The organism is Gracilimonas sp. (assembly GCF_031581265.1).
GTDB lineage: Bacteria > Bacteroidota > Rhodothermia > Balneolales > Balneolaceae > Gracilimonas.
The window spans coordinates 13,904-38,859 of sequence record NZ_JAVLBQ010000009.1; the positions used below are offsets into that span (position 1 = coordinate 13,904).

General features: G+C 40.8%; 21 protein-coding genes. 14 read left to right on the forward strand and 7 right to left on the reverse strand.

Annotated features, from left to right (window positions below):
* Nucleotides 1–2: 2 nt before the first annotated feature.
* Nucleotides 3–554: a 2'-5' RNA ligase family protein gene (locus RI561_RS05080; protein WP_395079142.1), complete on the reverse strand. Its 552-nt coding sequence runs from the start codon at nucleotides 552–554 to the stop codon at nucleotides 3–5.
* 43 nt (nucleotides 555–597) lie between these two features.
* Here RI561_RS05080 and RI561_RS05085 point away from each other — a divergent pair, with 43 nt between their 5' ends.
* From RI561_RS05085 to RI561_RS05115, 7 genes are all read left to right on the forward strand, one after another.
* Nucleotides 598–888, forward strand: a complete 291-nt coding sequence (locus tag RI561_RS05085; protein ID WP_395079143.1) for a nucleotidyltransferase family protein — start codon at nucleotides 598–600, stop codon at nucleotides 886–888.
* On the forward strand, nucleotides 881–1,219 hold the full coding sequence (locus tag RI561_RS05090; protein ID WP_395079144.1) for a DUF86 domain-containing protein: 339 nt from the start codon (nucleotides 881–883) through the stop codon (nucleotides 1,217–1,219). The genes RI561_RS05085 and RI561_RS05090 overlap by 8 nt, the downstream gene beginning before the upstream one ends.
* Before the next feature lie 240 nt (nucleotides 1,220–1,459).
* The gene (locus RI561_RS05095) at nucleotides 1,460–3,145 is read left to right on the forward strand and encodes a tetratricopeptide repeat protein (protein ID WP_395079145.1); all 1,686 of its coding nucleotides are present in this window, start codon (nucleotides 1,460–1,462) and stop codon (nucleotides 3,143–3,145) included.
* Between the two features lies 1 nt (nucleotide 3,146).
* On the forward strand, nucleotides 3,147–3,911 hold the full coding sequence (locus RI561_RS05100) for a DUF4292 domain-containing protein (RefSeq protein ID WP_395079146.1): 765 nt from the start codon (nucleotides 3,147–3,149) through the stop codon (nucleotides 3,909–3,911).
* Entirely contained in the window at nucleotides 3,908–5,158 is a 1,251-nt protein-coding gene (locus tag RI561_RS05105; protein WP_395079147.1) for a murein hydrolase activator EnvC family protein, read from the forward strand. The genes RI561_RS05100 and RI561_RS05105 overlap by 4 nt, the downstream gene beginning before the upstream one ends.
* Before the next feature lie 151 nt (nucleotides 5,159–5,309).
* Nucleotides 5,310–5,756, forward strand: a complete 447-nt coding sequence (locus tag RI561_RS05110) for a hypothetical protein (RefSeq protein ID WP_395079148.1) — start codon at nucleotides 5,310–5,312, stop codon at nucleotides 5,754–5,756.
* A gap of 4 nt (nucleotides 5,757–5,760) precedes the next feature.
* A complete protein-coding gene (locus RI561_RS05115; RefSeq protein ID WP_395079149.1) occupies nucleotides 5,761–7,134 on the forward strand; it encodes a M28 family metallopeptidase in 1,374 nt (457 codons plus the stop codon).
* Nucleotides 7,135–7,529: 395 nt separating this feature from the next.
* Here RI561_RS05115 and RI561_RS05120 read toward each other — a convergent pair whose 3' ends face one another.
* The gene (locus tag RI561_RS05120; protein ID WP_395079150.1) at nucleotides 7,530–9,122 is read right to left on the reverse strand and encodes an HD domain-containing protein; all 1,593 of its coding nucleotides are present in this window, start codon (nucleotides 9,120–9,122) and stop codon (nucleotides 7,530–7,532) included.
* A gap of 336 nt (nucleotides 9,123–9,458) precedes the next feature.
* Here RI561_RS05120 and RI561_RS05125 point away from each other — a divergent pair, with 336 nt between their 5' ends.
* The 5 genes from RI561_RS05125 to RI561_RS05145 all read left to right on the forward strand — a co-directional run bounded on the left by RI561_RS05125 (nucleotide 9,459) and on the right by RI561_RS05145 (nucleotide 13,207).
* A complete protein-coding gene (locus RI561_RS05125; protein ID WP_395079151.1) occupies nucleotides 9,459–9,671 on the forward strand; it encodes a helix-turn-helix domain-containing protein in 213 nt (70 codons plus the stop codon).
* A 10-nt stretch (nucleotides 9,672–9,681) separates the two neighbouring features.
* Nucleotides 9,682–9,996: a HipA N-terminal domain-containing protein gene (locus RI561_RS05130; protein ID WP_395079152.1), complete on the forward strand. Its 315-nt coding sequence runs from the start codon at nucleotides 9,682–9,684 to the stop codon at nucleotides 9,994–9,996.
* The gene (locus RI561_RS05135; protein ID WP_395079153.1) at nucleotides 9,993–10,925 is read left to right on the forward strand and encodes a HipA domain-containing protein; all 933 of its coding nucleotides are present in this window, start codon (nucleotides 9,993–9,995) and stop codon (nucleotides 10,923–10,925) included. The genes RI561_RS05130 and RI561_RS05135 overlap by 4 nt, the downstream gene beginning before the upstream one ends.
* Nucleotides 10,926–11,831: 906 nt before the next feature.
* Nucleotides 11,832–12,104: a hypothetical protein gene (locus tag RI561_RS05140; RefSeq protein ID WP_395079154.1), complete on the forward strand. Its 273-nt coding sequence runs from the start codon at nucleotides 11,832–11,834 to the stop codon at nucleotides 12,102–12,104.
* Between the two features lie 71 nt (nucleotides 12,105–12,175).
* The gene (locus RI561_RS05145; RefSeq protein WP_395079155.1) at nucleotides 12,176–13,207 is read left to right on the forward strand and encodes a hypothetical protein; all 1,032 of its coding nucleotides are present in this window, start codon (nucleotides 12,176–12,178) and stop codon (nucleotides 13,205–13,207) included.
* Here the strand turns inward: RI561_RS05145 and RI561_RS05150 are convergent.
* Nucleotides 13,190–13,612, reverse strand: coding sequence for a MauE/DoxX family redox-associated membrane protein (locus tag RI561_RS05150; protein ID WP_395079211.1), 423 nt, complete (start codon nucleotides 13,610–13,612; stop codon nucleotides 13,190–13,192). The genes RI561_RS05145 and RI561_RS05150 overlap by 18 nt on opposite strands.
* Nucleotides 13,613–14,160: 548 nt before the next feature.
* Here RI561_RS05150 and RI561_RS05155 point away from each other — a divergent pair.
* Both RI561_RS05155 and RI561_RS05160 read left to right on the forward strand, forming a co-directional pair.
* Complete coding sequence (locus RI561_RS05155; RefSeq protein ID WP_395079156.1) at nucleotides 14,161–14,670, forward strand: nuclear transport factor 2 family protein; 510 nt, start codon at nucleotides 14,161–14,163, stop codon at nucleotides 14,668–14,670.
* Nucleotides 14,667–17,171, forward strand: a complete 2,505-nt coding sequence (locus tag RI561_RS05160; RefSeq protein ID WP_395079157.1) for a M14 family metallopeptidase — start codon at nucleotides 14,667–14,669, stop codon at nucleotides 17,169–17,171. The genes RI561_RS05155 and RI561_RS05160 overlap by 4 nt, the downstream gene beginning before the upstream one ends.
* Before the next feature lie 73 nt (nucleotides 17,172–17,244).
* Here the strand turns inward: RI561_RS05160 and RI561_RS05165 are convergent, their stop codons facing one another.
* From RI561_RS05165 to frr, 4 genes are all read right to left on the reverse strand, one after another.
* Nucleotides 17,245–18,966: an asparagine synthase-related protein gene (locus RI561_RS05165; RefSeq protein WP_395079158.1), complete on the reverse strand. Its 1,722-nt coding sequence runs from the start codon at nucleotides 18,964–18,966 to the stop codon at nucleotides 17,245–17,247.
* On the reverse strand, nucleotides 18,966–19,901 hold the full coding sequence (locus RI561_RS05170; RefSeq protein WP_395079159.1) for a tetratricopeptide repeat protein: 936 nt from the start codon (nucleotides 19,899–19,901) through the stop codon (nucleotides 18,966–18,968). The genes RI561_RS05165 and RI561_RS05170 overlap by 1 nt, the downstream gene beginning before the upstream one ends.
* Nucleotides 19,902–20,729: 828 nt before the next feature.
* Nucleotides 20,730–24,257 carry a chromosome segregation protein SMC gene (smc, locus tag RI561_RS05175; protein WP_395079160.1) on the reverse strand — a complete coding sequence of 1,176 codons (3,528 nt, stop codon included), beginning with the start codon at nucleotides 24,255–24,257 and terminating at the stop codon, nucleotides 20,730–20,732.
* Nucleotides 24,258–24,368: 111 nt separating this feature from the next.
* Nucleotides 24,369–24,938, reverse strand: a complete 570-nt coding sequence (gene frr / locus RI561_RS05180; protein ID WP_395079161.1) for a ribosome recycling factor — start codon at nucleotides 24,936–24,938, stop codon at nucleotides 24,369–24,371.
* Nucleotides 24,939–24,956: the final 18 nt, after the last annotated feature.

A 24,956-nucleotide genomic window follows, 5' to 3' on the forward strand; every position in this document is an offset into this window, starting at 1 on the left:
AGCTAATTGGCAGCATCGAGCTTGAATATATTGGCTACAACCCAGCGTTCGCCATTGTGTTTTAAAAGATATAGTTGGCTGGCCTCAAAGCTCTTTTGAAATTCTTGGTCCTTAAATTTATTCCAAATATCGTAGAACGTACTTTTATCCAAGTCTTTGAAAGCTAGCGTTAAATGAGGATGATATGGCCGTTCATCATAATTGTAATTGAAAATATCGGGATTGGAGCGCGCTACTTTTTCAAGTTTGGATTGTATTTCTGTGAGCTCCGGTGATTTCACTACATCAATAAAAACGACTTTTGGCGGGAAGGTAGAAAAATCATCAAAAGTAACTTCGAGCGGTTCCAACTTTTGTACGAAATTTTTAAGCAGTGAATTCAACGTATCTCTGTTTTTCTTTTCACAACGAAAGGGACTTAGCAGAGTGATGTGAGGTGGAGCATTCAGCGAGTGTTTACTGCCAAATTTATTCCTGATTTCCAGTTTTAATTCCTGAATATTATCTTTCAGAGGTGCAGGAGGGATGAGGGCGGTGAAGTAAAGTTGATTCATTTGTTCTTAGTGAAATATTGGTTAAAATATTTATATTCAGTGTATGAAAACCAAAGAATCAATACAAAATGCATTAAGAGAAGCACTTCCTGAATTGAAGAAAAAATATCCAATTCAGACTCTTTCTTTGTTTGGTTCCTATAGCCGTGAAGAATATAATTCAGATAGTGATATTGATATTTTGGTTGAATTTAGCAATCCGGTAGGAATTGAATTCATAGATTTGGCTGACGAGCTTGAAGAGCTTTTAACGGCAAAAGTGGATCTGGTTTCCAAGCATGGAGTTAAGCAAAAATATCTTAAAGAAATTGAAAATGAATTAGTGCATGTCTAAACGGAACATAAAACTGTTGTTAACAGACATGATTGAAGCTATTGACAAGATTGAGGCCTACACAAAAAATTTAGATCTTCCCGCCTTTCTTGAAGATTCAAAAACTTTGGATGCAGTAGTTCGAAATTTTGAAATTCTTGGCGAAGCTGCTAATCAATTACCTCAAGATTTTAGAGATAAAAATGAAGCTGTTCCATGGCACAAAATAATTTCAGTTAGAAACAGAGTAATCCACGGCTATTTTGGTGTAGATTATCAAATACTATGGAAGGTTATACAAGAAAATTTAAAAGAGCTTAAAGTTGAAATAGAGAAACTTTTAGAAGCGTGAGAAATCTTTTTCTAATTTTGAAATACGTATTTCAATTCTTTCCTGAATCCCCTCAGCCCCTAAATTTTACCGGCTCCATATCGGTGATAAGGAGACATTATTTTCTTACCAGTTAAAAATAACAGTGCTTCAGCTAGATATTAAGTGAAAAAAAGTTTTGATCTCAAATTCACTGTAAATAAATAATGAATTGAGAAAAAATGACACTTTCCTGTTATACTTAGCGTTGTGATAAATCCCATGAAATATTTCAAACACATATTATTTACAATTGCTCTGCTATCGGTTGGATTGTCAGCAGTTGCCCAGGTACAGTCCGATGAAGAGCTAACCGGAAAATCAGCGTATATCCAAGGGCTTGAAGCTTTTGAAAGCGGAGAATACGAACGAGCGGAAGAGCTTTTATTACAGGCAAAAAATAATCTGCCTGATGCGGCCGGCGTTAATTTTGCTCTTGCAGATACGTATTTGGAGATGAATAATCTACCCAGTGCTGCACTCTATGGGAAACAAGCAGTGGATAAAGATCCCGAAAATAAATGGTATCGGCTAAAACTGGCACACATCTACAGGCAAGCCGGGCGAAATGAGGCAACTTTAGATGAGCTGAATACCTTGCTTGAATATCACCCCAACGATTTTGACGTGTTATACATGCTGGCGGATACCTACAAAAGTTATGGTGAATTTGTGAGATCGAATGAGATCCTCGACAAAATTCTCAGGCTTAGAGGAGGAGATTCGGCTGTATTGATGCAAAAATTCAGAAATTATGAAGCGTTAAATCTCCCCGATTCAGCCATCGTTCAGCTTGAAAGAATTCGTGAAATAGACCCTGATAATTTGGAAATGCTGAATTTACTGGGACAGTATTATGCTCGCTCGGGGAAAACGGCTGAGGCCAAAGAAACGCTAAATGATGCCTTGGAAAGAAATGCCCGGGATCCACAGTCGCTGATTAACCTCGCTGGTATTTACCTGGATGAACAAAAATGGGACAGTGCCGGAACGTTACTAACCGATTTTGTTTCTGATCCTCTTAATGCAGCTGAGGAAAAAATGAATATTGCACGGTTCTTGTATTCTCGTGTTCAGGAGCAGGATCAAAACATACACCTCAAAGTTGAAACGGAAAGAGTCCTTGATGCTTTTACTGCCACCGAGCAGGATTTTGGCCCCGCTTTTACGTTAGCAGGACAATATTATTCCCAAACGGCTCAACCCGAAAAAGCCCTTGAAAACCTGGAGCAGGCCAATCAATTACTGCCTCAGGATGAAATGGCCTGGCGACAACGACTCCAGCTTTTATTACAGCAAGAGAGATATGAGGAAGTAACTGAGGTAGGAAGTCAAGCGCATGAGCGGGTTCCTGATGATGCCTTTATACAGTTTTTTGTAGGCAGCGCATATATGCTTTTGGAGAACAATCAGGAGGCTGAAAGATGGCTTGAAAATGCGAGTCGAGCTCCGGCGCGTCGACCGTTTAAATCAGCCATATATAGCACACTCGGAGATGTCCGTTCAAATCTGGGTGAGCACCAAAGCTCAGATGAATCCTATGAACTTGCGCTTCGGTATGATCCTGACAATGACAATGCAATGAATAATTATGCATACAATCTGTCAGTAAGGGGCGAAAATTTGGAAAGGGCTAAGGAGCTTGCTTTAAAAGCCATTGAAGTTGCGCCTGAAAACGCATCTTACTTAGATACCGTCGGTTGGGTGTATTTTAAATTGGGTGATTACGACCGGGCGCAACGCTTCATAAAGGCATCCATCGATACAGGAGTTGCAAGTGCAGAAGTGCTGGAGCATATGGGGGATGTGTATGAACAACTTGGGGATATGGAACAAGCCCGGGAATGGTGGCAACAGGCATTAGAAAAAGATCCGGACCGAACTCATCTACAAGAAAAAATTAATTAGTGTGAATTTAAGATCCCGTTTATTTCTCTGTTTAATTACAGGTGCCGCGATGTTGGTATCCGCTTGTAGCACTACACGCACGGCATCCATAGAGGGAGATTTCAGTAAAAGTAATTCTGATATAGAAACCTTTATAAATTCAGTTCCAAATTATAAGGACCAACTGAATACTTTATCTGGAAAGGGACGGGCATTGGTTAGCGAGCCGGGCAACAGCGACCGTGTCACTATCGATTTTAAAGCAAACAAAGAGCTGAGTTTACTCACCATTCAGAATAGAATTGGTATTGAAGGCGGGCAAATGTTGGTTGAGGAAGACTCTATCCTGATATATAATCGCATGGATAAAGAGGCACAAAAAATTTCTATCTATGACGGGCGAATGACCAGATTGAATGAATTAGCCTCTATCAATATTCTTGATTTGGTTAATTATAAAATTGAGGCAGCTGATGTGTCAGAGTTGTATGAAAGCAATAATTTATATCAGTTTCGTTTGAAAAACGGAGCCCGGGTTTATACAGATAAGTCCGAGGGCACAGTGAGACAGGTAATTCAATCATCTTCCGGTGAGGCTCCTTACTCAAAAATAGTATATGAAAGCTATGGTGAACTGGAAGGATTCACATTGCCCCGAAAAATAACGATATTCAGTGCAGATGAACGGTCAAGGGTGGTATTTTTGGTTCGTAGTTTAGAAATTAATCCCTCCCTCGGTTCATTCTCAATAGATATTCCGGATAACATTAAAATTCAGCGGTTATGAGCTTTAGCAATTTTATGAAGGCAAGTATCGGTTTTCTCCTCATTTTGTTGATGAGTGTAGATGTTACGGCTCAAAGCTATGAGCAAAAAAGGGAAGAGCTCTTAAAGCGGCAAGAAAATACCCGGGCAGAAATCAACGTGCTTGAAGCCAGAATTCGGAATTACCAAGAGCGAATTAATAATGCTGAGAAACGCTTTGATAATTCTTTTCAGCAACTACAGTCTTTTAATAATCTCATTGCCCTTCAGGATGATAAAATTCAAAACCTGGAAGATGAACAACAACAAATTCAGGCTGAAATAGAGCTCACCGAAAAAGAGATTGAATTACGGGAATTAGAACTTGAGCAGCTTATCGAGAATTATCGGAATATTATATTGTATGCCTATAAAAATGGGAGAAAAGGGAATCTTGAATTACTGCTGACTTCTGAATCCATCAACCAGATGTTGGTACGAGCCAATTATCTCCGCCGGTTTGAAGAACAAAAAAATAAACAAGCTGAAATTATCCGTCGTGCCAAGAAAGACCTTGACCAGGTTAAAGCCAACTTGGAAAACAGTTATCAGCGAAATCGGGAGCTGCTCTCTGAAATTCGGGATGAAAAACAGGAGCTGGGCGATCAGCGGCAACAACAGGAGCAAACGGTAGAACAAATTAAACAGGAACGAAGCGAATACCTGGAAGAACTTCGAAAAACCCGCGAGCAAAGAGAAAATCTTGAAAGCAGTTTTGCAGAACTGATTGAGGAGGAAGAAAGACTCCGGGCCGAAGAAAACGCCAGTCCGGTGACGCGCGAAAATTTTGTAAGTGATGAGGTTTTGCTCACCTATGAAGAAGCATTTTCACAGTCTAAGGGATTGCTTCCCTGGCCGGTTAACAGCACAACGGTAGCTAAGCAGTTCGGCCGGGTTCGAAATCCGCTGTATGGCACCAATACCGAACATCCCGGAATTGATATTGTGGCAGATGCAGAAGCCCCTGTAAGAGCTATTTCACCGGGATATGTGATCAGAATTTTACCTATCCTCGGCTATGGAAATGTAGTGGTAGTAAGACATGGAGCTTACTACACATTGTATGGCAACCTGAGCAGCATCAATGTGGAAATGGGTACTGTGTTGCAAGAAGGCGATATAGTTGGAAATTCCGGAACGCCTCAATCAGAATTGGGTGAAGTGTTGTTTTTTGCAGTTAGGGAAGGGGATGAGTTTGTAAACCCGGAAGTATGGCTGAGAAATCAATAGAAATTGCTTGAACCGGTATTGGAAATTTTCTGCATCTGTAATCATCTTCAAAAAAAGAAGATTAAAAGATGTGTTGTATTGGAATTTGGAGTTTGTTTTTAGGAATTTCTGCCCATCTTACTAAAACCGTTAATTATTAAACGAAATCGATTTGGATAATCTCCCAAGGTTTATTTTTTATGCATCCGGTGTATTTATAGTCTCAGCAGCATTCACACTTTTTTCTTCAGAGTTTTTGAAAAAAGTAGCTGACCCTACCTATGTAGGAACGCTTTTCTTATTGGGATTTGGTTTGGTTTACCTGAATATCGTATTTGTTTCAGGCCGACGATTTATGAGGAGGCTTCAGGGGGTGAACCCGGCGCCTTACATTTTTGGATTATTGGTAGTTGCACCTCCACTGGCTTGGGTAAATATATACGACGCAGGATTGGGTGATTTTGAACTCACTTTTATGTTTACGGTTATTTTAGCCTGTGGACTTGGAGCACTATTAGGACATCGGGCAGGATTGAAGGCACAAGTTAAATTTCGCCAAAATCTTGAAGAGTTTATTAAGCAAGATCAGGAATTAAACGAGAATGACAATCAAAACTAACTTTATGAAAACAATGAAAGCTACTGTACTCTCTGTCTTTTTGGGCCTTCTTTTTATGGGAACCGGGTGGGCGCAAACCTCCCAAATGGAAATTCTTCGTGATATTGGAGAAGCACCATCAGCAGAACGAATAGAAGCGGATATAACAGAATTGGTAAATTTTGAAACCCGCCATACCCTGTCTGATACAACGTCAGATACAGAAGGTATCGGAGCAGCACGCCGTTGGCTCAAAGCTGAATTTGAACGTATTTCTGAAGCCTGCGGAGGATGCCTGGAAGTATTTTACGTTCGAGATTATGTTGGAGGTGAAAACCGAATTCCGGAACCGGTAGAAATTGTAAATGTAATTGCTATTCAGCGCGGAACAGCCGACCCAAATCGGTTTGTGATGATGAGTGGTGATATCGATTCCCGTGTAAGCAATGTGATGGACGGTGAGTCCGTTTCCCCGGGTGCTAATGACAATGCATCGGGAGTTGCTGGTGTTTTAGAGGCGGCGCGTGTTTTAACACAGTATGAATTTGAAGGTTCCATTATGTACGCCCAGCTTTCCGGGGAAGAACAAGGATTGTTTGGTGGTCAGATTCTGGCAGAATATGCCAAAGAGCAAGAATGGGATATCAAAGGGGTTTTGAATAATGACATGATTGGAAATATACAGGGTATCAATGGGGTAATTGACAACACTATAGCCCGTGTATTTTCAGAAGGAACCCGGGCAGTTGAAACTGAAAGAGAAGCCCGAATGCGAAGATTTACCGGGGGAGAGGTTGATTCTCCGTCTCGCAACTTAGCTCGTTATATCGATAAAATGGCTGATGATTACATCCGGAATTTGGATGTGATGATGATCTACCGCTTAGACCGTTTTGGTCGTGGGGGACACCATCGTCCATTTAATGCGGAAGGGTATCCGGCAGTGAGAATCATGGAAACGAATGAAGATTATGTACGCCAACATCAGGATATCAGAACCGAAGATGGCGTTGAGTATGGAGATGTACTCAGTGAAGTAGAATTTAATTTTGCTGCTAAACTCACCGGATTGAATGCGGTAACAATGGCTGCTATGAGTTGGGCTCCAAGTCCACCGGCCGAAGTGGAAATTTCAGGAGCTGTTCGACCCAGTACAACCTTGAGCTGGAAAGCACTCGACCCTGACGAAAATCCCCAACTGGCCGGCTACAAAATCTACTGGCGACTAACGGATTCAAATCAATGGGAGAAAAGCGTATTTGTTCCTGCCGATAAGACCGAGCATACCTTAGAAAATGTAGTTATTGATAACTATTACTTTGGTGTTGCAAGTGTTTCTGAAGATGGCTTTGAAAGCCCGGTAGTATTTCCCGGTCCGGCAGGTAGTTTTGGGGAATAAATACCCGGAATAAACGCAACTTTGCCATAACTGATTATACCATAACTAATTCCCCCACACCTGATTCAAGCGTCTCGCTTGGATCAGAATTGGTTCTAAAGAATTATAGAAAAATTAATTGCTCCGGTCGTTTAAGATCGGAGCTTTTTTATTGAAGGGAAATAATTCGTACATCTTACCCACATAACACCCACCGCCTCCCATTCGGTCGGCACCTCCCTCAAGGGAGGACTATCCGAAATTGAATTCGAATTTTATAACTCAATTAAGACACTTGAGTAGAAACAAACTGGGTTAAGTCTCCCATTGAGGGGAGATCAATTCAAAAAGCTGTTCCTTTTTGAATTGTGAGGGGTGTTGGTGCAAAGGGCAGAGTATTTCTTGTTCTATATCACCTACGAAGAATAAGCCGGATCAAGCACCCGTTCAATCTTGAGTTTTTTACCCGTCACTTGTTTAAAGAGTTCAGACTTCCGTTCCGCTCCCCATATTTCAAGATAGGGTTCTCCTTCCGTGCGAATGTAGATTTTGATTTCATCTTCACCAGAATGTATCTGTAGATCTTTTACATTTTGATAGTGACTTCGATCCAGTCCATCAGCAACCCTGAGAATGCCTGATAGTTTTTTGATACGCTTTCGAATATCAGGACTCATTTTCCAATACTCCCCATGCCGTTTTTTGGGGGTGGATCGACGGTGATAGCGGGCCACATTTGCTATAATTTCAATTTCATCTTCCTTAAATCCCTTCAGGTCAGAATGCCTGATGATATAAAGCGCATGCTTATGATGTTTGGAGTGAGAAATGTAGTAGCCAATATCATGAAGGTAGGCGGCATATTCCAAGAGCTCCCGGTCATTATCAGATAAACCCAGTTCTTCCTGCAGTGTGTCGAAGATGGTGAGCGCCATATCAGCTACATTACGAGAATGGGTTTCGTGCCAATCGGTTTTTCGAAGCAACTCAAACACACTGCGACGGCGCGGATCAGCAAAAGCCCCGGTCCAGGGAAGCCCGATCATTTCCTTCTTGAGATATCGAATTACAATTCCTTCCCGAAGAGCTTGCGAAGAAATTCTCACCTTTTTAATACTGAACTTCCGAATCAGGAAATCGAGTAACACGACCCCGGTATTAATAAAGCCAACACGCTTTGTATCTAATCCGGAAACTTTTCTGCATTCTTTCTTCGAGAGCTTGATGAAGTCTTTATAAAACTCCTTGAACTCCTGAGCAGAAAACTCCATTTCATTTAGAGTTACATCAGTTGATTTATTTTTGCGGTTGGCAATCATCTGGGCGATGTTTTCCATGGTTCCGGAAGAACCAATGATGGTATCTGTTCGATGTTGGGCAAAGGCCTGGGCTACATCCCGAAGCTTTTCTTCATAATGGGTTTCCAGCGTTTGTATGTCATCTTCTGAAATTGGATCACTGGGTTTGAATATTTCGGTCATTCGGGAAACCCCGATTTTCTTACTGGCTGTGTAGAAAAACTCCTTTTCATTCCCCAGAATAAATTCAACACTTCCTCCCCCAACGTCAGCCATCAGCACCGGTTTCTCCGTCAATTTCACCCCGTGACGTACTGCCAGTCCAATTAACTCCGCTTCCACCCGACCCGGAATAGCCAGCATTTTAATACCGGCCTCATCAATACTTTTTTGGATGAATTCCCCGCCATTTTCAGCCTCACGAATAGCACTGGTGGCATAGGCGAGGATTTTCTCACATTCATAACTATCAGCCAGCCGTTTGATATTTTTCAGAGCAGACAAGCCTCGCTTAAAAGCTCCGTCAGAAAGACGTTTCCCCATTCCGCCCTTCGCTAATTCTACCATCTCCTTCAGTTTATCGAGCGTGCGGAAGCTGCCATCGGAATAAATATCCACAATGATGGCATGAAAAGAGTTGGTACCGATATCGATGGCAGCAATACGTTTTATGGGGGCGATCTGTCCGGAGCTGTTACTGTTTATGATCAAAATGGAAAGTAGTTTTTTAGGATGTGATTAGAGCATAACCAAAAGTACGGAGTTTTTACAGGGGAAAGGTGGGTATATTTTATGGTGAAGGTTATTCGAATTTATCTTGGTAACATTACTCAGGTTAAGTGCGAAAACATATGAACGGTTATTAATATAATGATTATTACCGTCACAGCAGTAATTATAGACCTTATTAAGATATATCCTTTGGAATGTTTGTAGAAAATGATGGTTTACTGCTGTGACAGTATAATTAATTATTTTCTGTTGGATTATTATTAATAAAAATTTATAATATTACTATTAACTGTTAAAAAAGTAATTATTGCAATTATGAAAGATATTGGACTAATTATTAAATGTCATCGAAAGAAAAGTAATCTCACCCAAATACAATTAGCGGACTTGGCAGGGGTGGGTAAGACGGCTGTATTCGATATTGAACATGGCAAGGAAACGGTTCAATTTGAAACACTTCAAAAAGTATGTAAGGCTCTAAATATTTCTATCGAACTGGATAGTCCTATTATGGAAATCTGTAAATAAGAGGTAAAACATGCGAAAAGCTGAAATATTTATGCAAAAAGATCTGGCCGGATTTCTGGTTGAAGAGGAAATGAATAAAAGCTATCAATTTAGATACCATGATAATTATGATGGAGCTCCAATTTCCGTGACTATGCCAGTTGAGCAGGAAGAATTTGAGTTCAATGAATTCCCTCCTTTTTTTGACGGATTGCTGCCTGAAGGAATAAATCTGGAGGCTCTTTTGAGAACTAATAAAATAGATCGAAATGATCGGTTTTCACAACTAATAGCTGTGGGTGAAGACATGGTGGGTGCAGTTTCAGTTAGAGAGGTTGAGGAATGAAACGTTGCCCTATTACTTATGAGTCTATTTCAGAAGGAAGTTACAGTAAAACAGGATTGCACAAACTAAATCCGGCATTGAATGAATTGAATCCTTTGCCCTACAATCAAAAAGAACAGATTCAGGAAGCCCAGCGCAGAATGACAAAAATGTCGATAGCTGGAGTTCAACCAAAACTTAGTGCGCAGCTAAGTATAAAAGATCGCACATTTAAAATCGTGGATAAGCATGGTAGTTTTATATTAAAACCACCATTGCCAAATTATGATCAGGTTCCCGAAAATGAAGATTTGACTATGCGGATGGCTAAAGCAGTTGGAATTGAAGTCCCGCTACACGGAATGGTGTACGCAAAAGACCGGTCACTTTTATATTTCATCAGGCGGTTTGACCGGGTAGGGAGATCCGGGAAAATTCATGTTGAAGATTTTGCTCAAGTTGCGGGAATGAGTCGAGAAACCAAGTACAATTACTCTATGGAAAAGGTAATATCACTGATTGACGAATACTGCACTTTCCCCATGGTAGAAAAAATGAAGCTATTTAAAAGAACCTTATTCAGTTGGCTCACTGGAAATGAAGATATGCACCTAAAGAATTTTTCACTGATTCACAGAGATCAAAAGATCCAGCTATCTCCCGCTTACGATTTGCTGAATACGACCATAATTCTTTCAAATCCTAAAGAAGAAATGGCACTTCCGTTGAAGGGAAAGAAATCTAACTTTACGCGGTCTATGTTTTTTTCATATTTAGGAAAGGAGAGGATGGGGTTAAATGAAAAAGTGCTATCAAAAATAGAAAAAGAAATAAGCACAAACATTCCTGAATGGGAAAAATTGATAGAGATCAGCTTTTTGAGTGATGATAAAAAGGAAGCCTACCACAATATCCTGAATGAGCGGTTTGAAATATTGAAAGGAGCATGAAGTATATTGTTATATTAAAACTAATTGATTAGTATGATTAGGTAAAAGGGGCCTGTAATTCGCTACGAAGCAGAGCGATTTTAGCGAGGTTGAAGTCGGGAACAGGTTTCAATCCCGATAGGGATGCCGGATGCATAGCCGCCGACAAAGCCAAGCGAAAGCGAGCGTTGTCGGGGTAGAAAGATGAGCACGAATCAAAACCTCCGCCCGGAATTTTTTAGAGTATTGATGGTTATCGGAGGTTGGGTAATTAAGTTGCTATGCGAAGTAGCAGCTTCACATTTGCGTTCCACAAGCATGAATGTGGAGATGAGAAAAAAAATTAAAATAAATTGTAACAATACATGGGGTTATTACTCTTGAAGTAAATAACTGAAAATACAGTTGAAGTTAAATCGTTTTGGGGTGAGGGGAACTCATCCATTGGAAGGATATAAATAACGGAAGATACCGAAAGGCACTTTTGGGCATCTAAATTATAAATTTAAATACATTTAATTTATGAAAAAACCAATGGAACAGGCATTGCAAATTCTAAAAGGAGATTTAAAGAAATTTTAACAGTTACAGAATGGGCAGATGAGATGAATTATAACTCCTTAACCTATTTTTCCCGAAATTCCGAAATCATTACGGTATAAGGCCTAAAGCTAAAATGATAGAACTGCGCATAGAAAAATTCTTCGATTTGATAAACAAAGATCATGAGCTCAGTTGCTATGAAATTGCTCTTGAACTTGGTTTACGGGATGAGATTGCCCTTAGTAAGTTTATCAATAATCATACAGAAAAATCACCACGAGAGTGGAAAAAGGGATAGTAAAATCAGTAAGTGAATTATCTTGATACATTATTAATAATTAAATTTATTTACCCTCATTCCTAATTAGATGCTAGGAACGTAACATGAGATTACCCAATCTCAATATAAATTTTGAACTAAAAGTTGATAAAATGGAAATAAAAAAGATACTAACAAGTTTTTTAATGACAGTAACACTATTTACCGGTGTAATGGCTTTCGTTGTTACCGATTGTGCCGCTTTTAGGATAGATGTAGAATATTATAATCCAGATACACAGCAAATAGATACAAGAGAAGAATGTGGTGTCTATTGTGATGATGGATTTAGTAGGAATATGCCATGTGATTCAGATTTTATACAAGACGTTAAATGAAGTTTTGTAAAAACATTAATTGTTAATTAAAGGCATAATACAAGTAGAACTTCTACTTGTATTTTTTTTATATGAGATTATTAATACTTACGCTAATTATTATTACTAGCAATTGTTTTGCTCAAGATAAATCAGAAATGACCGAGCTGGGGTATTTTGGCTCAATTGTTAATATTCATCAGATGAATAACGATTCTATTCTGGTGGTTAGTAATGGACTTGATAAGCATGTTCAGTTATATAGTCTATCACAGGGTGAGATTTTAAACCGAATAATAAGAGATGGAAAAGGGCCTAAAGAAGCAAAAGGAGTTGTAGCATCTGTACTGGAAAATGAAGGGAAGGAAAGTTACTTATATATAAATAGCCTGGGAGGAAAGTTCATCAAATACAATATGAAAGATTCGACAGCTGAAGAGACTTTAACTAAGGTTGTAAATGTCTCTTTCATGCAGGTCTTTCAAGATGATTTGATTATATCTAAAAATCTGGTGGTATTTCCTGATCAAATCAAAAATCGAGATTCAATTTCAATTGGCTATGTGCTTGACAAAAACAGTTTTAAAATAAATAAAGAATTAAAAGTATCTGTTGATTTATTTGATATAGAGAATATTAAAGGATTAGAGAGATTGGATTTTTTACAAAAAATAGATTTCAAAACACATGTGGTATATCTTGAAAAAAACGAGTTTCTTTTACTTGTAAGAGGAATGAATAAAGCTTTTTATTTAGATGATTCAGGAGATGTAATCAAAGTTTTGGATTTGGGTGATGTATTGCCTTACGAAATGGAAGTGGTAAATCATGAAATTTATGGATATGGGGTAAAAACACCAGGTATCATTAATAACATTTCCTATGTTAATTCTGATAGTAATGAAATTATCATCAGTTTTGGTCAAATTGGGGCAAATATAAGATCTGGCTATTTAAAAATAATCAAAACTGGTAGCGAGTTTATTATTTCAAAAGAAGTTTTAAGCGAACATAATGAAGTGAACTTTTTTGATACAAATATATATATGACAGGTAAACGTGTTTATATATATGGGAAAGCAAAAACCCGTACTTCCGAATTATACTTACTTGATACTAATTGATTTTTTCTCTAAATAAAAATTAATTGAAAGAGAGAGAAGTATTATAGTATTAAAGATTAAATGTGAGATGTGAGTTGGCAAAGTAAATATTTCTCCAAAACACCCACAATCAACAGGTAAATTATATAGGTATGCAAATAAGGACACAAACCAAATAGGAATAAACAGTATTAATGATACTAAGCTTTTTTTCCAGACCAAATTTGCTATAATATTTATTATCAATAGTAATGCAATAAAATAAATTAACTTTGCAATAAACTGTGTAACTGCAAACTGGAATAGTTCAAAAGTAAAAGCTATAATAAACGATAAAATAATTTCGGGCGACAAAATTTTACCAATAAGAGCTAATACAAATACTATTATAAGAAATATAACATTGGTAGTATATATATTAAGAATTCATAAAAATAATGTAATAAATGTTTATATAAGTTGCCGTGTTCAACTCACTACTTTAACAAAGTAATGTTTTAGGATTTATCAAATTTTTGAATGGGTTTAAATTTCAGGTTTTTAACGTTTTGCCTGATCAGCTACGAAACGACTGATAGAAGTTCTGTTTCAAAGCCGATTTATTGCAGTTACAATATTGGTTGAAATACACTTTTTCATTATCAGGGGTATTCCATTCGCTAAAATTTTTCACACCCGTAAATAAACCAGCCAAGGGCCTTCAGGCCTGCTTACTTACCTCCAAAATCTCTCCTTGCCCTAACTGCTTGGATTGGCTACCATAGGATAACTTATTGAACAAAGAAGTTTGTTTTCTCTCTGAGCGCTTGGCATTCTGATAAGACTGGTTAAGTTGTCGCGAATAATCTGAAAATTTGCACCATTTAAGATGTGTTAAACTTTGAGATCCTTCGCGTTAAAGTATGGACTCGAATGCACATTCTTGGGCGCTCTGGATGACAAAATCTAACCAATGAATACGCCAAAAAACTATTATGAGATTATTAACGCTACTATTTTTTATTCCTGCAATAGTGTTTGCAGCCTGCCAACCCAAAGAAACTCAAATCTCGCCATCCCCGGAAGCCGTAAATACCGTTCTCGACGACTGGCACGCTGCTGCCGCCGAAGGAGATTTTGAACGTTACTTCAATCACTTTGAAAACGATTCGTCTATTTTTATGGGCACCGACGCCACAGAGCGGTGGACGATTGCAGAATTCAAACCCTGGTCCAAACCCTATTTTGAAGATGACGGGGTAGCGTGGACTTTCACCCCAACCTTTCGCAAAATCTATTTTTCAGATAACGGCAAAGTTGCCTGGTTCGATGAAGAACTGGACACCCCGAATTTAGGTCCCGCCAGAGGGAGCGGAGTTTTGGTAAAAAATGAAAACGACTGGAAAATTGCCCATTACAACCTTACCATTCCTATTCCGAATTCCATCGTGGATGATGTAGTACAACAAATTGAAAATGAACTAAACAAAACGGAAGAACAATGAAAAAAGGGATACTTACCTTCGTATTACTAAGTTTTATAATCCCCCTGCAGGCACTGGCGCAGTTACAGTCGCCGGCTGAATTTTTAGGATATGAATTGGGCGAGCAATGGACGCCCCACTATAAAGTGATGAACTACTTCCGGCATGTGGCGGATGAATCAGCTATGGTTACGCTCTCCGAATATGGAAAAACCAATGAAGGTCGCGAGCTGGTGTATGCTGTGGTGACTTCCGTTCAAAACCAAACTAATATTGAAGAGATCCGGTTAAACAACTTGAAGCTTACCGGACTTGAAGAAGGAGAGCCTACGGAAAACCAAAAGGCGATTGTTTGGCTAAGCTATAATGTCCACGGGAACGAGACTTCATCCAGTGAAGCTGCGCTGAATACAATATATAAGTTGGTCACAGAAAATTCAGATTGGCTGCAAAATTCTGTGGTGATTATGGATCCGATGGTAAATCCCGATGGTCGCGACCGATATGTGAATTGGTTTAAGAGTGTGGTTGGAGAAGAAATTAATGTTCACCCGGAATCGCGGGAGCATAGTGAGCCGTGGCCCGGAGGTCGTACCAATCATTACTATTTCGATCTGAACCGCGATTGGGCCTGGCAAACACAGGTTGAAAGTCAGCAGCGCATAGCCGTTTACAACCAATGGATGCCCCATGTACACGTTGATTTCCATGAGCAGGGTGTAAACTCTCCCTATTATTTTGCTCCCGCTGCCGAACCGTTTCACCTTGCCATCACCGACTGGCAACGAGATTTCCAGACCATGATCGGAAAAAATCACACAAAATATTTTGATGAAGAAAACTGGCTCTATTTCACACGCGAAGTGTTTGACCTGTTTTACCCCAGCTATGGTGATACCTGGCCAACCTTCAACGGAGCCATTGGTATGACTTATGAGCAAGCAGGACACAGTTCTGCCGGTCTCGGAGTGATAACCGCCGAAGGAGATACGCTGACCTTAAATGACCGACTGACACATCATTCCACAACAGGACTTTCAACCGTAGAGATTACAGCTCAAAACCATGAAAGAGTTATTGAAGAGTTTTCAAATTATTTCTCAAATACCATCGAGAATGGGGATGGGGAATACAAAACGTTTGTAGTCAAGAAAAGCAGTAATCCCGATAAAGTGACCGGTCTGCTGCAATACCTGGATAAGCAAGAGATCGAATTTGGAATGGCTACCGAATCTTCCCGAACGGAAGGATATGATTATGCGACCGGCGAAACCGGCAGAGTGAATATTGAAGAAGGAGATTATGTGATAAGCACCTATCAGCCCAAAGGAACATTGGTCCGTGTACTATTTGAGCCAAAACCGGAACTGGTGGATTCGCTGACTTATGACATCACCGCATGGGAAATGCACTATGCTTTTGGAGTGGATGGTTACGCCATTCCAGGACAAGTAGAGGCAGGCCCGGTTGCTTCAACATCAGAAGATGACCTCACTCGGGTTATCGACAAGCCTTATGCATATTTAGCAAAATGGAATTCCCTGGATGATTTGAAGTTTTTAGCACAGATTTTGAAAAAAGGAGTGAAGGCACGATACGCACAGGAGGGTTTTGTGCTGAATGAAGAAGAGTATGCTCCGGGAACGCTAATCATCACCCGAAATGGGAATGAGCACCTTGGAGATGAATTCGATACGATTGTGAAAGATGAGGCAGGATTGCTGAACCGGGTATTGACACCTGTAGCCACCGGTTTTGTGGATTCCGGAAAAGATTTTGGTTCATCTGGAGTGCGATACATTGAAACTCCTAAAGTAGCACTTCTATCAGGAAGCGGAACAAGTTCTAATACCGTAGGACACATTTGGAACTACTTCGATCAGCAAATAGATTATCCCGTAAGCCTGATTAATGTAGATGATGTGAGTTCTGTGGATTGGGATGATTATCACGTGCTGATATTACCGAGTGTATATGGTAGTGCATTTGGAGATAGTGAAATGGACACCATCACAAGCTGGGTGCGTAGCGGAGGCACGTTAATTGCCGTTGATGGTGCCAATAATATGCTGGCCGGAAAGGATGGTTTTGATTTAGGCCGTAAAGAAAGCGAGGAAGCTGAAGAGGATGAAGACCCTGAAGATAAGCTGGTTAAGTACGGGGAAGCTTCCCGCGAACGAGCAAAGTACATGAATGCCGGTTCCATCTTCGAAACGACCATGGATAATACTCATCCTTTAGCTTTTGGATATGGAGAGGAGTACATGTCGCTAAAGCTCGGCTCCACAGCATTCGCTTACCTGGATAACGGCTGGAATGTAGGTGTAGCCAAAGAAGAAGCACACCGAAGCGGTTTTGTGGGCAGTGAAGCTAAGAAAGATCTCGAAAACACTCTGTCGTTTGGCGTTCAAAACATGGGCCGAGGGCAGGTGGTTTATATGATCGATAATCCATTATTCCGTGGTTTCTGGCATAATGGGAAGCTTTTGTTTGGTAATGCGGTATTCTTTGTTGGGAATTGATTTAAGGTGTTAAAGTGTTACGGTATAAAAATCAATCGTAACACGTTAACACTGTAACACTAAAACACACACTTTAAATTCTGCGAAATACTTCAAATGCTAACCACCAGTTGAGTTCGCCGGCAAGCTTGGTGTTTTCTTCATCGTAAAACCCCCGGATCAAGTTGGTGATCTTCTTTTGATCATAGGGGGAATAATTTCGGACAGAACTTGAGTTGTGAAGGTCTCTGACATACGGCTCCAGCCGGTTCAAGAAATGGACCTGAAGCGTACTTTCATAAGATAACCCTGCTTTTTGTTTAAGTCGCATCCATAGTGCAGCGGGCACGTCCTTTAGCCAATATGGATAGGAGGTAGTGCCTTTTACTAAATTTACTTGCTGGAGTACCGGTGCATTTTTTTTGATAATTGCTCTAAGCAATTGCGCATTTTTGCGTTGTTTGATCGGAAGGTTCAACACTTGCTGAATGAGCTCGGGCTGTAGAAACGGCATATAATTAAAAAGCTCGGCATCAGATCGGGATTGTTCCGGCCCGGCCCCGTTTGGTACCCGCGTGCGAATGGTAAAAAGATCCAACCAGTTTTCAACGCCTATATCTTTGGCTTCCGGCATAGCCTCAATTTCATGGGTGAGCTCTTCTTCGAATCCCTGAAGCATATGCTGATGTACTTCATCAGTGAAAATATCAGCCCGGTGTAAAAAGAGGTGAGGCATTATGCGAGATATATTTTTTTCAAGGATAGCCTTTTTTTCCTTTAGCAATAAAGACACCATAAACCGTCGGCGTGCGATCTCTCCAAAACCACCATCTACAACTGAAAGGGTTTCATTCCTGATATCATTATAAGCCTGAAGGGTGACCAAATGGGAAGGCGCAGCAGTAAATAAAACCTGCCCGACAAATTCCGGTAATTGATGTTCTAAATCGGGAAGTTCAGGAATTGATTGTTCGAGAATTCGGTGCTTGCGATTAAAATGTGTATTTAGCTGTTGGACTGTATGTAGGTCGGGGTGCTGTTCTTCGGCAAAGGTATGAAGCCCCCAGTTGGCCTCCGGTTTTTTGAGGAGAGTGGCAAACAGTACCCGGGAATCCAGTCCGCCGGAAAGACCCAACGATAATTCCCGATCCTGTTCTAAGGGAAGAGAAGTAAAGTGAAAAAGCCCATCTTCAAACTCTTGGGCAGAGGTTTGCTTCTTAGCGTATGTCCACCGCCGGTTACTAATTTTATTGTTATTAGGGGTGATGGAGGCATATCCACCCTGCGATAATCGATTCACCCCGTGTAAAAAACTATCATTCGAAAACTGATTAATTGCTAACCACCGGCTCCCAAATTTTTCCCAGTCAATATCAACTTCCGAAATCAGCTTTTTGATCCAGTCCAGGCGTGTTGAAAATAGTGTGTAGCCATTACCTTCATAAATAAAAATATTCCGCAATCCCAATTGATCGGTGAAGAGCTCTAGCCGGTCATCATTCCATTTGGCAACAGCAAAATGTCCATTCATTGCAGATAAGTTTCGGGGATCTGTACTTTCTTCCTCAAGGATACGTTCCCAGTCATTATGCTGAAAAATACTCGTTGCACTCTGTTGGCGACCAATACCAATTCCGCATGTAACCCATCCTTTTGAGTCCTCCAACTCAGACTGAAAAAATGATGTAGAAGAATGTCCCCCGGCAGTTATAAATAAGTTCTCGTTTTCAACTGAAAAGGAAGAATTGCTGCAAAGATTCCGGAGTTGTTTTCGCAGTGGGGGATTAACTCCATGAATGCCTGCAAACCATCCCATTAATTTCGGGCAAGTTCAGCTTCACTGGCAATGTATCCAAAAGCAGCCCAGTTGTCTCCCTCATAAACCTGAGACCAAATTTCCCGGGCCCGGTCATCTCGCCCGTTGATATCATGCCAAAAGCCAAGTCCATAGCCAAGGGTGGCATTATCCAGTTCTGAGTTTTCTTCTGATAGCAAATCTTCGGGGGTAAAGACTCCTTTAAAAACCATCAGAAGTTCATGGTAGCTGGTGTTTTCGATTAATTCTAAATTTGGGCTGACGGTTTCCAATAAATTACCGGCTTCCATATCGCGGCCCAGTTTACGGAGTGTCATGTATTTCCAATAGAGAAAAGCCACCCGCATATCATCATTATCAGCAATTTGAAGGCCATTATCGTAGGCGAGATTAGCCTGATCAAATTCGCCTTTCAAATAATGAGCTAAGCCCAAATGATACCAAGTGTTGGTTTGTAGTGAACTCAGCGGTTGGTTCTGTGCATTGGGTAGTCCGTCTTGCTCTACGACATCATCGGTTCCTTCAAAAAGTTGGGCAGCCTTTTGAAAATCATTGATGGCAAGATCAAATGCTCTGAGTGTAATATATCGATGTCCCCGGTGGCGATATAATCTCGGTTCTTCGGGAAATTCAATAATAGCCGATGAAAGCTGAATGATGGCCTCACGATAATCCCCAAAATAAGCTGTTTTTCTTGCTTCCCAAATGTAGCTGTCCACCGGGCGATTTTCTTCAAGAGCCAAAGCACTCAGTGAATCAATTCGGTTGACCATAGGTTCGGGAAGCGAGTCAATTTCAGTGTACAGGGTATCTTCCAGCAATGAAATTGTTTGAGTATGTTGAGGAAGATCCTCGAAGCGGGTCGTTTCATCTTGCGGCTGACAAGCCAGCATGAGTAGTGAAAGAGCTAAAAAAGAAAGTAATAGATTTTTCATGAATATCGGAGGCTAATTTGTGTAATGAACATCTTTTGGAATATATAGTTTTTAGAAGCTCATTTCTTATTGTCTTTATTCTCGGTGTGTAGCTCACCTTCGGGGAGGTTGAGTAATGGTCTGGTTGCTCGAATTCATCGACCCCTTTCTGTCTTTCCCCTTCAACAAGGGGAAAGGACGCTTTTGTGTGTATGGGATGCCTGAAATTAAAATGTCAAAAATCCATCTTTCCGCTCGGTGTGAATAGGATAAAATAAATTGATTTGATGAGAGCGGGGTGATGGATGGGTTTGGGGGCAAGAGGAGTTTTATGAGAGTTGGATTAGGTATGATGACGGTATAACTTATGTTTCCGTGGTCATCCGCCTGATCCGTGTCATCCGCGTTCTATTCGGTGGGTTTATCAGGATCAAACAACTTTTATCTGATATCGAACTTGTTCATTTTTTCTTGATAAAAAACGAACCAAAAAAATCAAGGCGGTCGAAAAAAGTGCTAAAGTTGACTGCATTCCGCTAAAATAAACTGAAGCTCCATCACCAATTGTTATCGCTTCTTAGTTTATCAGCGGAACAGTATATTTTTTAACGCTTCATTTCGTCATCTTTTATACGCTCTTTTTTCTAAGGCCGAAGGAGGGGCTGACTTTTTCTAAGTTATAAGATGATAGATATAGTTTACATCTTGAACTTCTCAGCGATGATCCGCTTGATCTGTGTAATCCGCGTTTCAATACGTTGGTGTTAATGGATAGAGTATAAATGAAGGAGTGCCAATAACGAACTTTAAATTGGATATTGAATATTCATCTGTTCGATATTCAATATTCTATAACACGTCTTCTACTTCATCTAATTTCACCCCAACAAGGCGCGAAATTCCGGTTTCCGGCATCGTTACCCCATACATCATCTCCGCCTTGCTCATAGTCTTTTTGTTGTGCGTGATGATGATAAACTGCGTGTCTTCACTGAAATTTTTAATCATCTTGGCGAAGCGCTCGATGTTGGCATCATCAAGCGGGGCGTCTACCTCATCCAATACACAAAACGGGGAAGGTTTGACCAGGTAGATAGCAAAAAGGAGTGCAATGGCCGTTAGCGTTTTTTCTCCCCCGGAAAGCTGTGAAATGCCGGAAGGACGTTTACCCCGTGGCTGAGCTTTAATCTCAATTCGAGCCTCCAGCGGATCTTCAACATCCTGCTCAATCAGCAAGTCGCAGTAGTCATCTTCTTCAAAAAGGGTTTTAAATACCTGCTGAAAGTTAACACGGATTTTCTCGAACGTTTCATTGAAGCGCTTCGTAGCCGTTTCATTAATCTCATCAATCGTTTCGAGGAGTTGCTCTTCAGATTCCGTCAAATCCTGAATCTGCTCTTCATAAAAATCGAGTCGTTCTTTTTCCTCTTTATACTCTTCGATGGCCAGCGGATTCACTTCCCCGATGCTATTCATCTTTTGCTTGAGCCAGCTGATACGTTCTTTCGCTTCTTCCGGCGTTTTGTCTTCGGGAAGTTCACCGGTTACTTGCTTCATCAGGATGCCATAGGTTTCCCAAATGTGATCGGATAATGCCTGACTCTGCATCTCCATTTTTTCACTAGCCATATCGAGATGGTGAACCAATTCCATATTCACCTCTTTGCGGCGGCGGACTTCCTTCAGTTCTTTTTCAATTTCATTGATCTTACCGCGCTGTTTGGCTGCGGCCTCTTCGGCTTTTTCGAGGGCTTCATCAGCTTCTTTTTTAGCCTTTTTATTGGTGGTTACGTTTTCCTCCAATTCCTCAATTCTGCCATTCAGCGTTTCGATGCGTTCTTTACTTTCTTTAGTCGAAGTTTTTCGGTTTTCAATGCGCGACTTTACATTCTCAATACCCGTCTCAGCCCGCTGCACATCTCGCTCCAGGTTTTCGACTTTATTTTTGAGATCCTGGTGTTTGAGCTGTGTGTCGTTGTACCGGCTTTGGGCTATGGACCGTTCATCTTCCAGCGTTTCGAGAAGCTCTTTTTTCTCCTGCTGCTTTTCATCCAGCCCCAGCATTTTTTGCTGCAATTCTTTTTGTTTGGGCTGAATGGAGTCAAGCTCTTCCTGGGCGGTTCCCTCGCTGCTTTTGAGGTTATCTTTACGATTAACCAATTCGCCAATGTTCTTTTGATATACCTGAATTTTAGAGCTCAAGCTGTGCTGTTGTTGCTCCAGTCGGCGGACTTCCTGCTCTTTCTCTTTCAGGGTCTGACTGAGTTTGCCGATATCCAGTTTCTCATATTTCTCAACGATTTGCTGAAGGTAGTTTTCCAGTTTGGATATTTCTTTGGAAGTTTTAGCCTCTTCCTTTTCCAGTTTCTCAATTTTATCCTTTAGTCCAACCCGGATGCCCGCATTCTTTTTCTTACTTCCACTTTGAAAAAACTTGGTTTTAGTGACTACTTCGCCATCATAAGTAACCCCTACGATACCATCCTTTTTCTTGGTTTCAGCATAGGCATCTTCGACTGAATCAAAAACCATAACATTGCCAAGTAGCAATTGCTTCAGCGCAGAATATTCGCGTTTCGACTTCACCGCGTCAAACAAACCCCCATCCTTTACCGGATACGTAGCAGCTAACTGATCGAGCGGGATAAAAGTAGCTCGCCCTTTTTTATTTTCTTTGAGGATCTTTGCTGCACGTTGGGCTTCATCCAGAGATTTTACGACTACAAAATTAAGGACATCTCCCAGTACAGCTTCCAGCGCCACGGCATGCTTTTGATCGGTATCAAAGATCTCTGACACCGTAGTCATATCTTTGAAATCAAAGCGATGATTTTCGATCAGGTATTTGACACTTCCGGGAAAGGCTTCATTGGAACTTGCCAAGTCATTCATTAATCGTATTTCAGACTCCAGAGATTCTTTCTTGCTCTGAAGCGTACGAAGTTCATCCTTAATCTCATTCTGCTTATCGGCAAACTGCTCCCGTTTTTCACGGGCGGTTTCAAGTTCTTCTTCCAGCTCATCGCGCTCTATAACCAGATTATCGAGCTTTTTTTCAATCAGGCCCTGCTCCCCGTTCATGTTGTCGATCTCGTCATTCAGATCTACAATTTCATCATTGATACGTGCGAGGTCACCCTCAGTATTCTCAAGCCGACTCTCAATTTTAATTCGCTTGGTTTGAAGCTGATTCAGTTCATTATTGGTAGCACTCAACTCAACTTCAATTTCATACAATTCACTGCGTTCGCGATTATACTGCTGCTGAATTTGTCCGTATTTCTTCTTCGAATCTTCGAGCGCTTTCTCCGATTTAGCCAGTTCATCATCAAAGCCTTCCAGTTTGGCTCGGCTCGAATCCAATAACTCCGTAAGCTCTTCTAAATCCTTTTCACCCTGCTCAATATCCTTAGCATATCCTTTGATGACCTTCTTCTCATTCTCAATTTTTTCCTTGGTGATACGAAGATTGGTATCGGCTTCCCGAATGGCGTTATGGAGCTGACTTACCCGGCGCTGAGCTTCTGCCTGCTGACGTTCTTTTTCAACCAGTTCGGCGCGTGCTTTTTCATCATTTTCTTCAAGCTCTTCAATGCTTTTGGTAATTTCTTTCTTCTCTTTGTCGGCATTGGTGATCCGCTCTTTCAGTGGCTCCAGCTCGTCCTTAATTTTATTGAACTCGTGGAGGGTGAGCGCTTTATCAAGGATTTCAAGCTCATCTTTAAAAACCTTGGCCTTTTCAGCTTTCTCGGCTTGTCGTTCCAGCGAACGGGCTTTTTTACGAAGTTCTACCAGTAAATCATCAACGCGTTGTAAGTCTTTTCTTGTGTACTCCAGTTTTCGCAGGGTTTTTTTGCGCTGTTCTTTGTATTTGGTGACCCCTGCCGCTTCTTCAAACAATCGTCGTCGATCGTTGTTTTTATCATTTAGAATTTCCTCTACCATTTTGAGCTCAATCACCGAATAGGCATCTGAGCCCATCCCGGTATCCATAAACAGCTCCATGATATCCTTCAACCTGCAAGTAGTTCCGTTTATAAGATATTCACTGTCGCCGGAGCGATAGAGTCGGCGAGAAATGGTTACTTCGCTGTATTCAATAGGGAGAATGCCTTGGTCATTTACAAAAGTGAGCGACACCTCAGCCATACCCAGCGCTTTTTTCTGAGCCGTGCCGTTGAAGATGACGTTGCTCATTGCGGAAGATCGAAGTAAGGAAGGACGCTGCTCCCCCAAAACCCAACGCAGTGCATCCACAATATTAGATTTACCACACCCATTCGGCCCCACAATAGAAGTAATGCCGCTATCAAACTTTACCTTCGTTTTATGAGCAAAGCTTTTAAACCCTTGTAATTCAAGTTCGGATATATACATGGATGGTGTTACGGTGTTTGAAGTGCTAAAGTGCTAAAGTGCTAAAGTGTTACGGTGTTAAGGTGATGCAAGGAAAAACCTTAACACCGTAACACCTAAACACGGTAATACCTACACCGTCATTATTTCTTTTTCTTTTTTCTCGAGGAGTTCATCAACTCTGGCCGTGTACTTATCCGTTAATTCCTGAATAAGATCTTCGGCTTCGAACTTAGAGTCCTCAGAGAGGGATTCTTTTTCGACTGTTTTTTTGATGGCGTCGTTGGCATCCCTTCGAGAGTTACGGATACTGATCTTGGCGTTTTCTGCAATGTCTTTGGAGTGTTTGACGAGTTCCTTACGTCGCTCTTCCGTTAATACAGGCAGAGGGATTAAAATGCGTTCCCCATCATTATTTGGGTTGAGACCAAGACCGGCAGACATTATTGCCTTTTCGATATCCTCCATTCCGGAGCGATCATAGGGCTGAACGATCAGGAGTCGTGCTTCGGGGGCACTCACATTGGCCAGTTGCTGAAGGGGCGTTTGTGAACCGTAATATTCCACTTTAATACCCTCTAAAAGGGCAGGATTTGCTTTTCCCGCACGAACGTGAGACAACTCCTTTTTAAAATACTTGGTGGCTTCATCCATATGAAGCTCAGCTTCGTCGATAATTTCCTGTAATTCTTCCGATATCATAATGCCAAGGATTTGTTA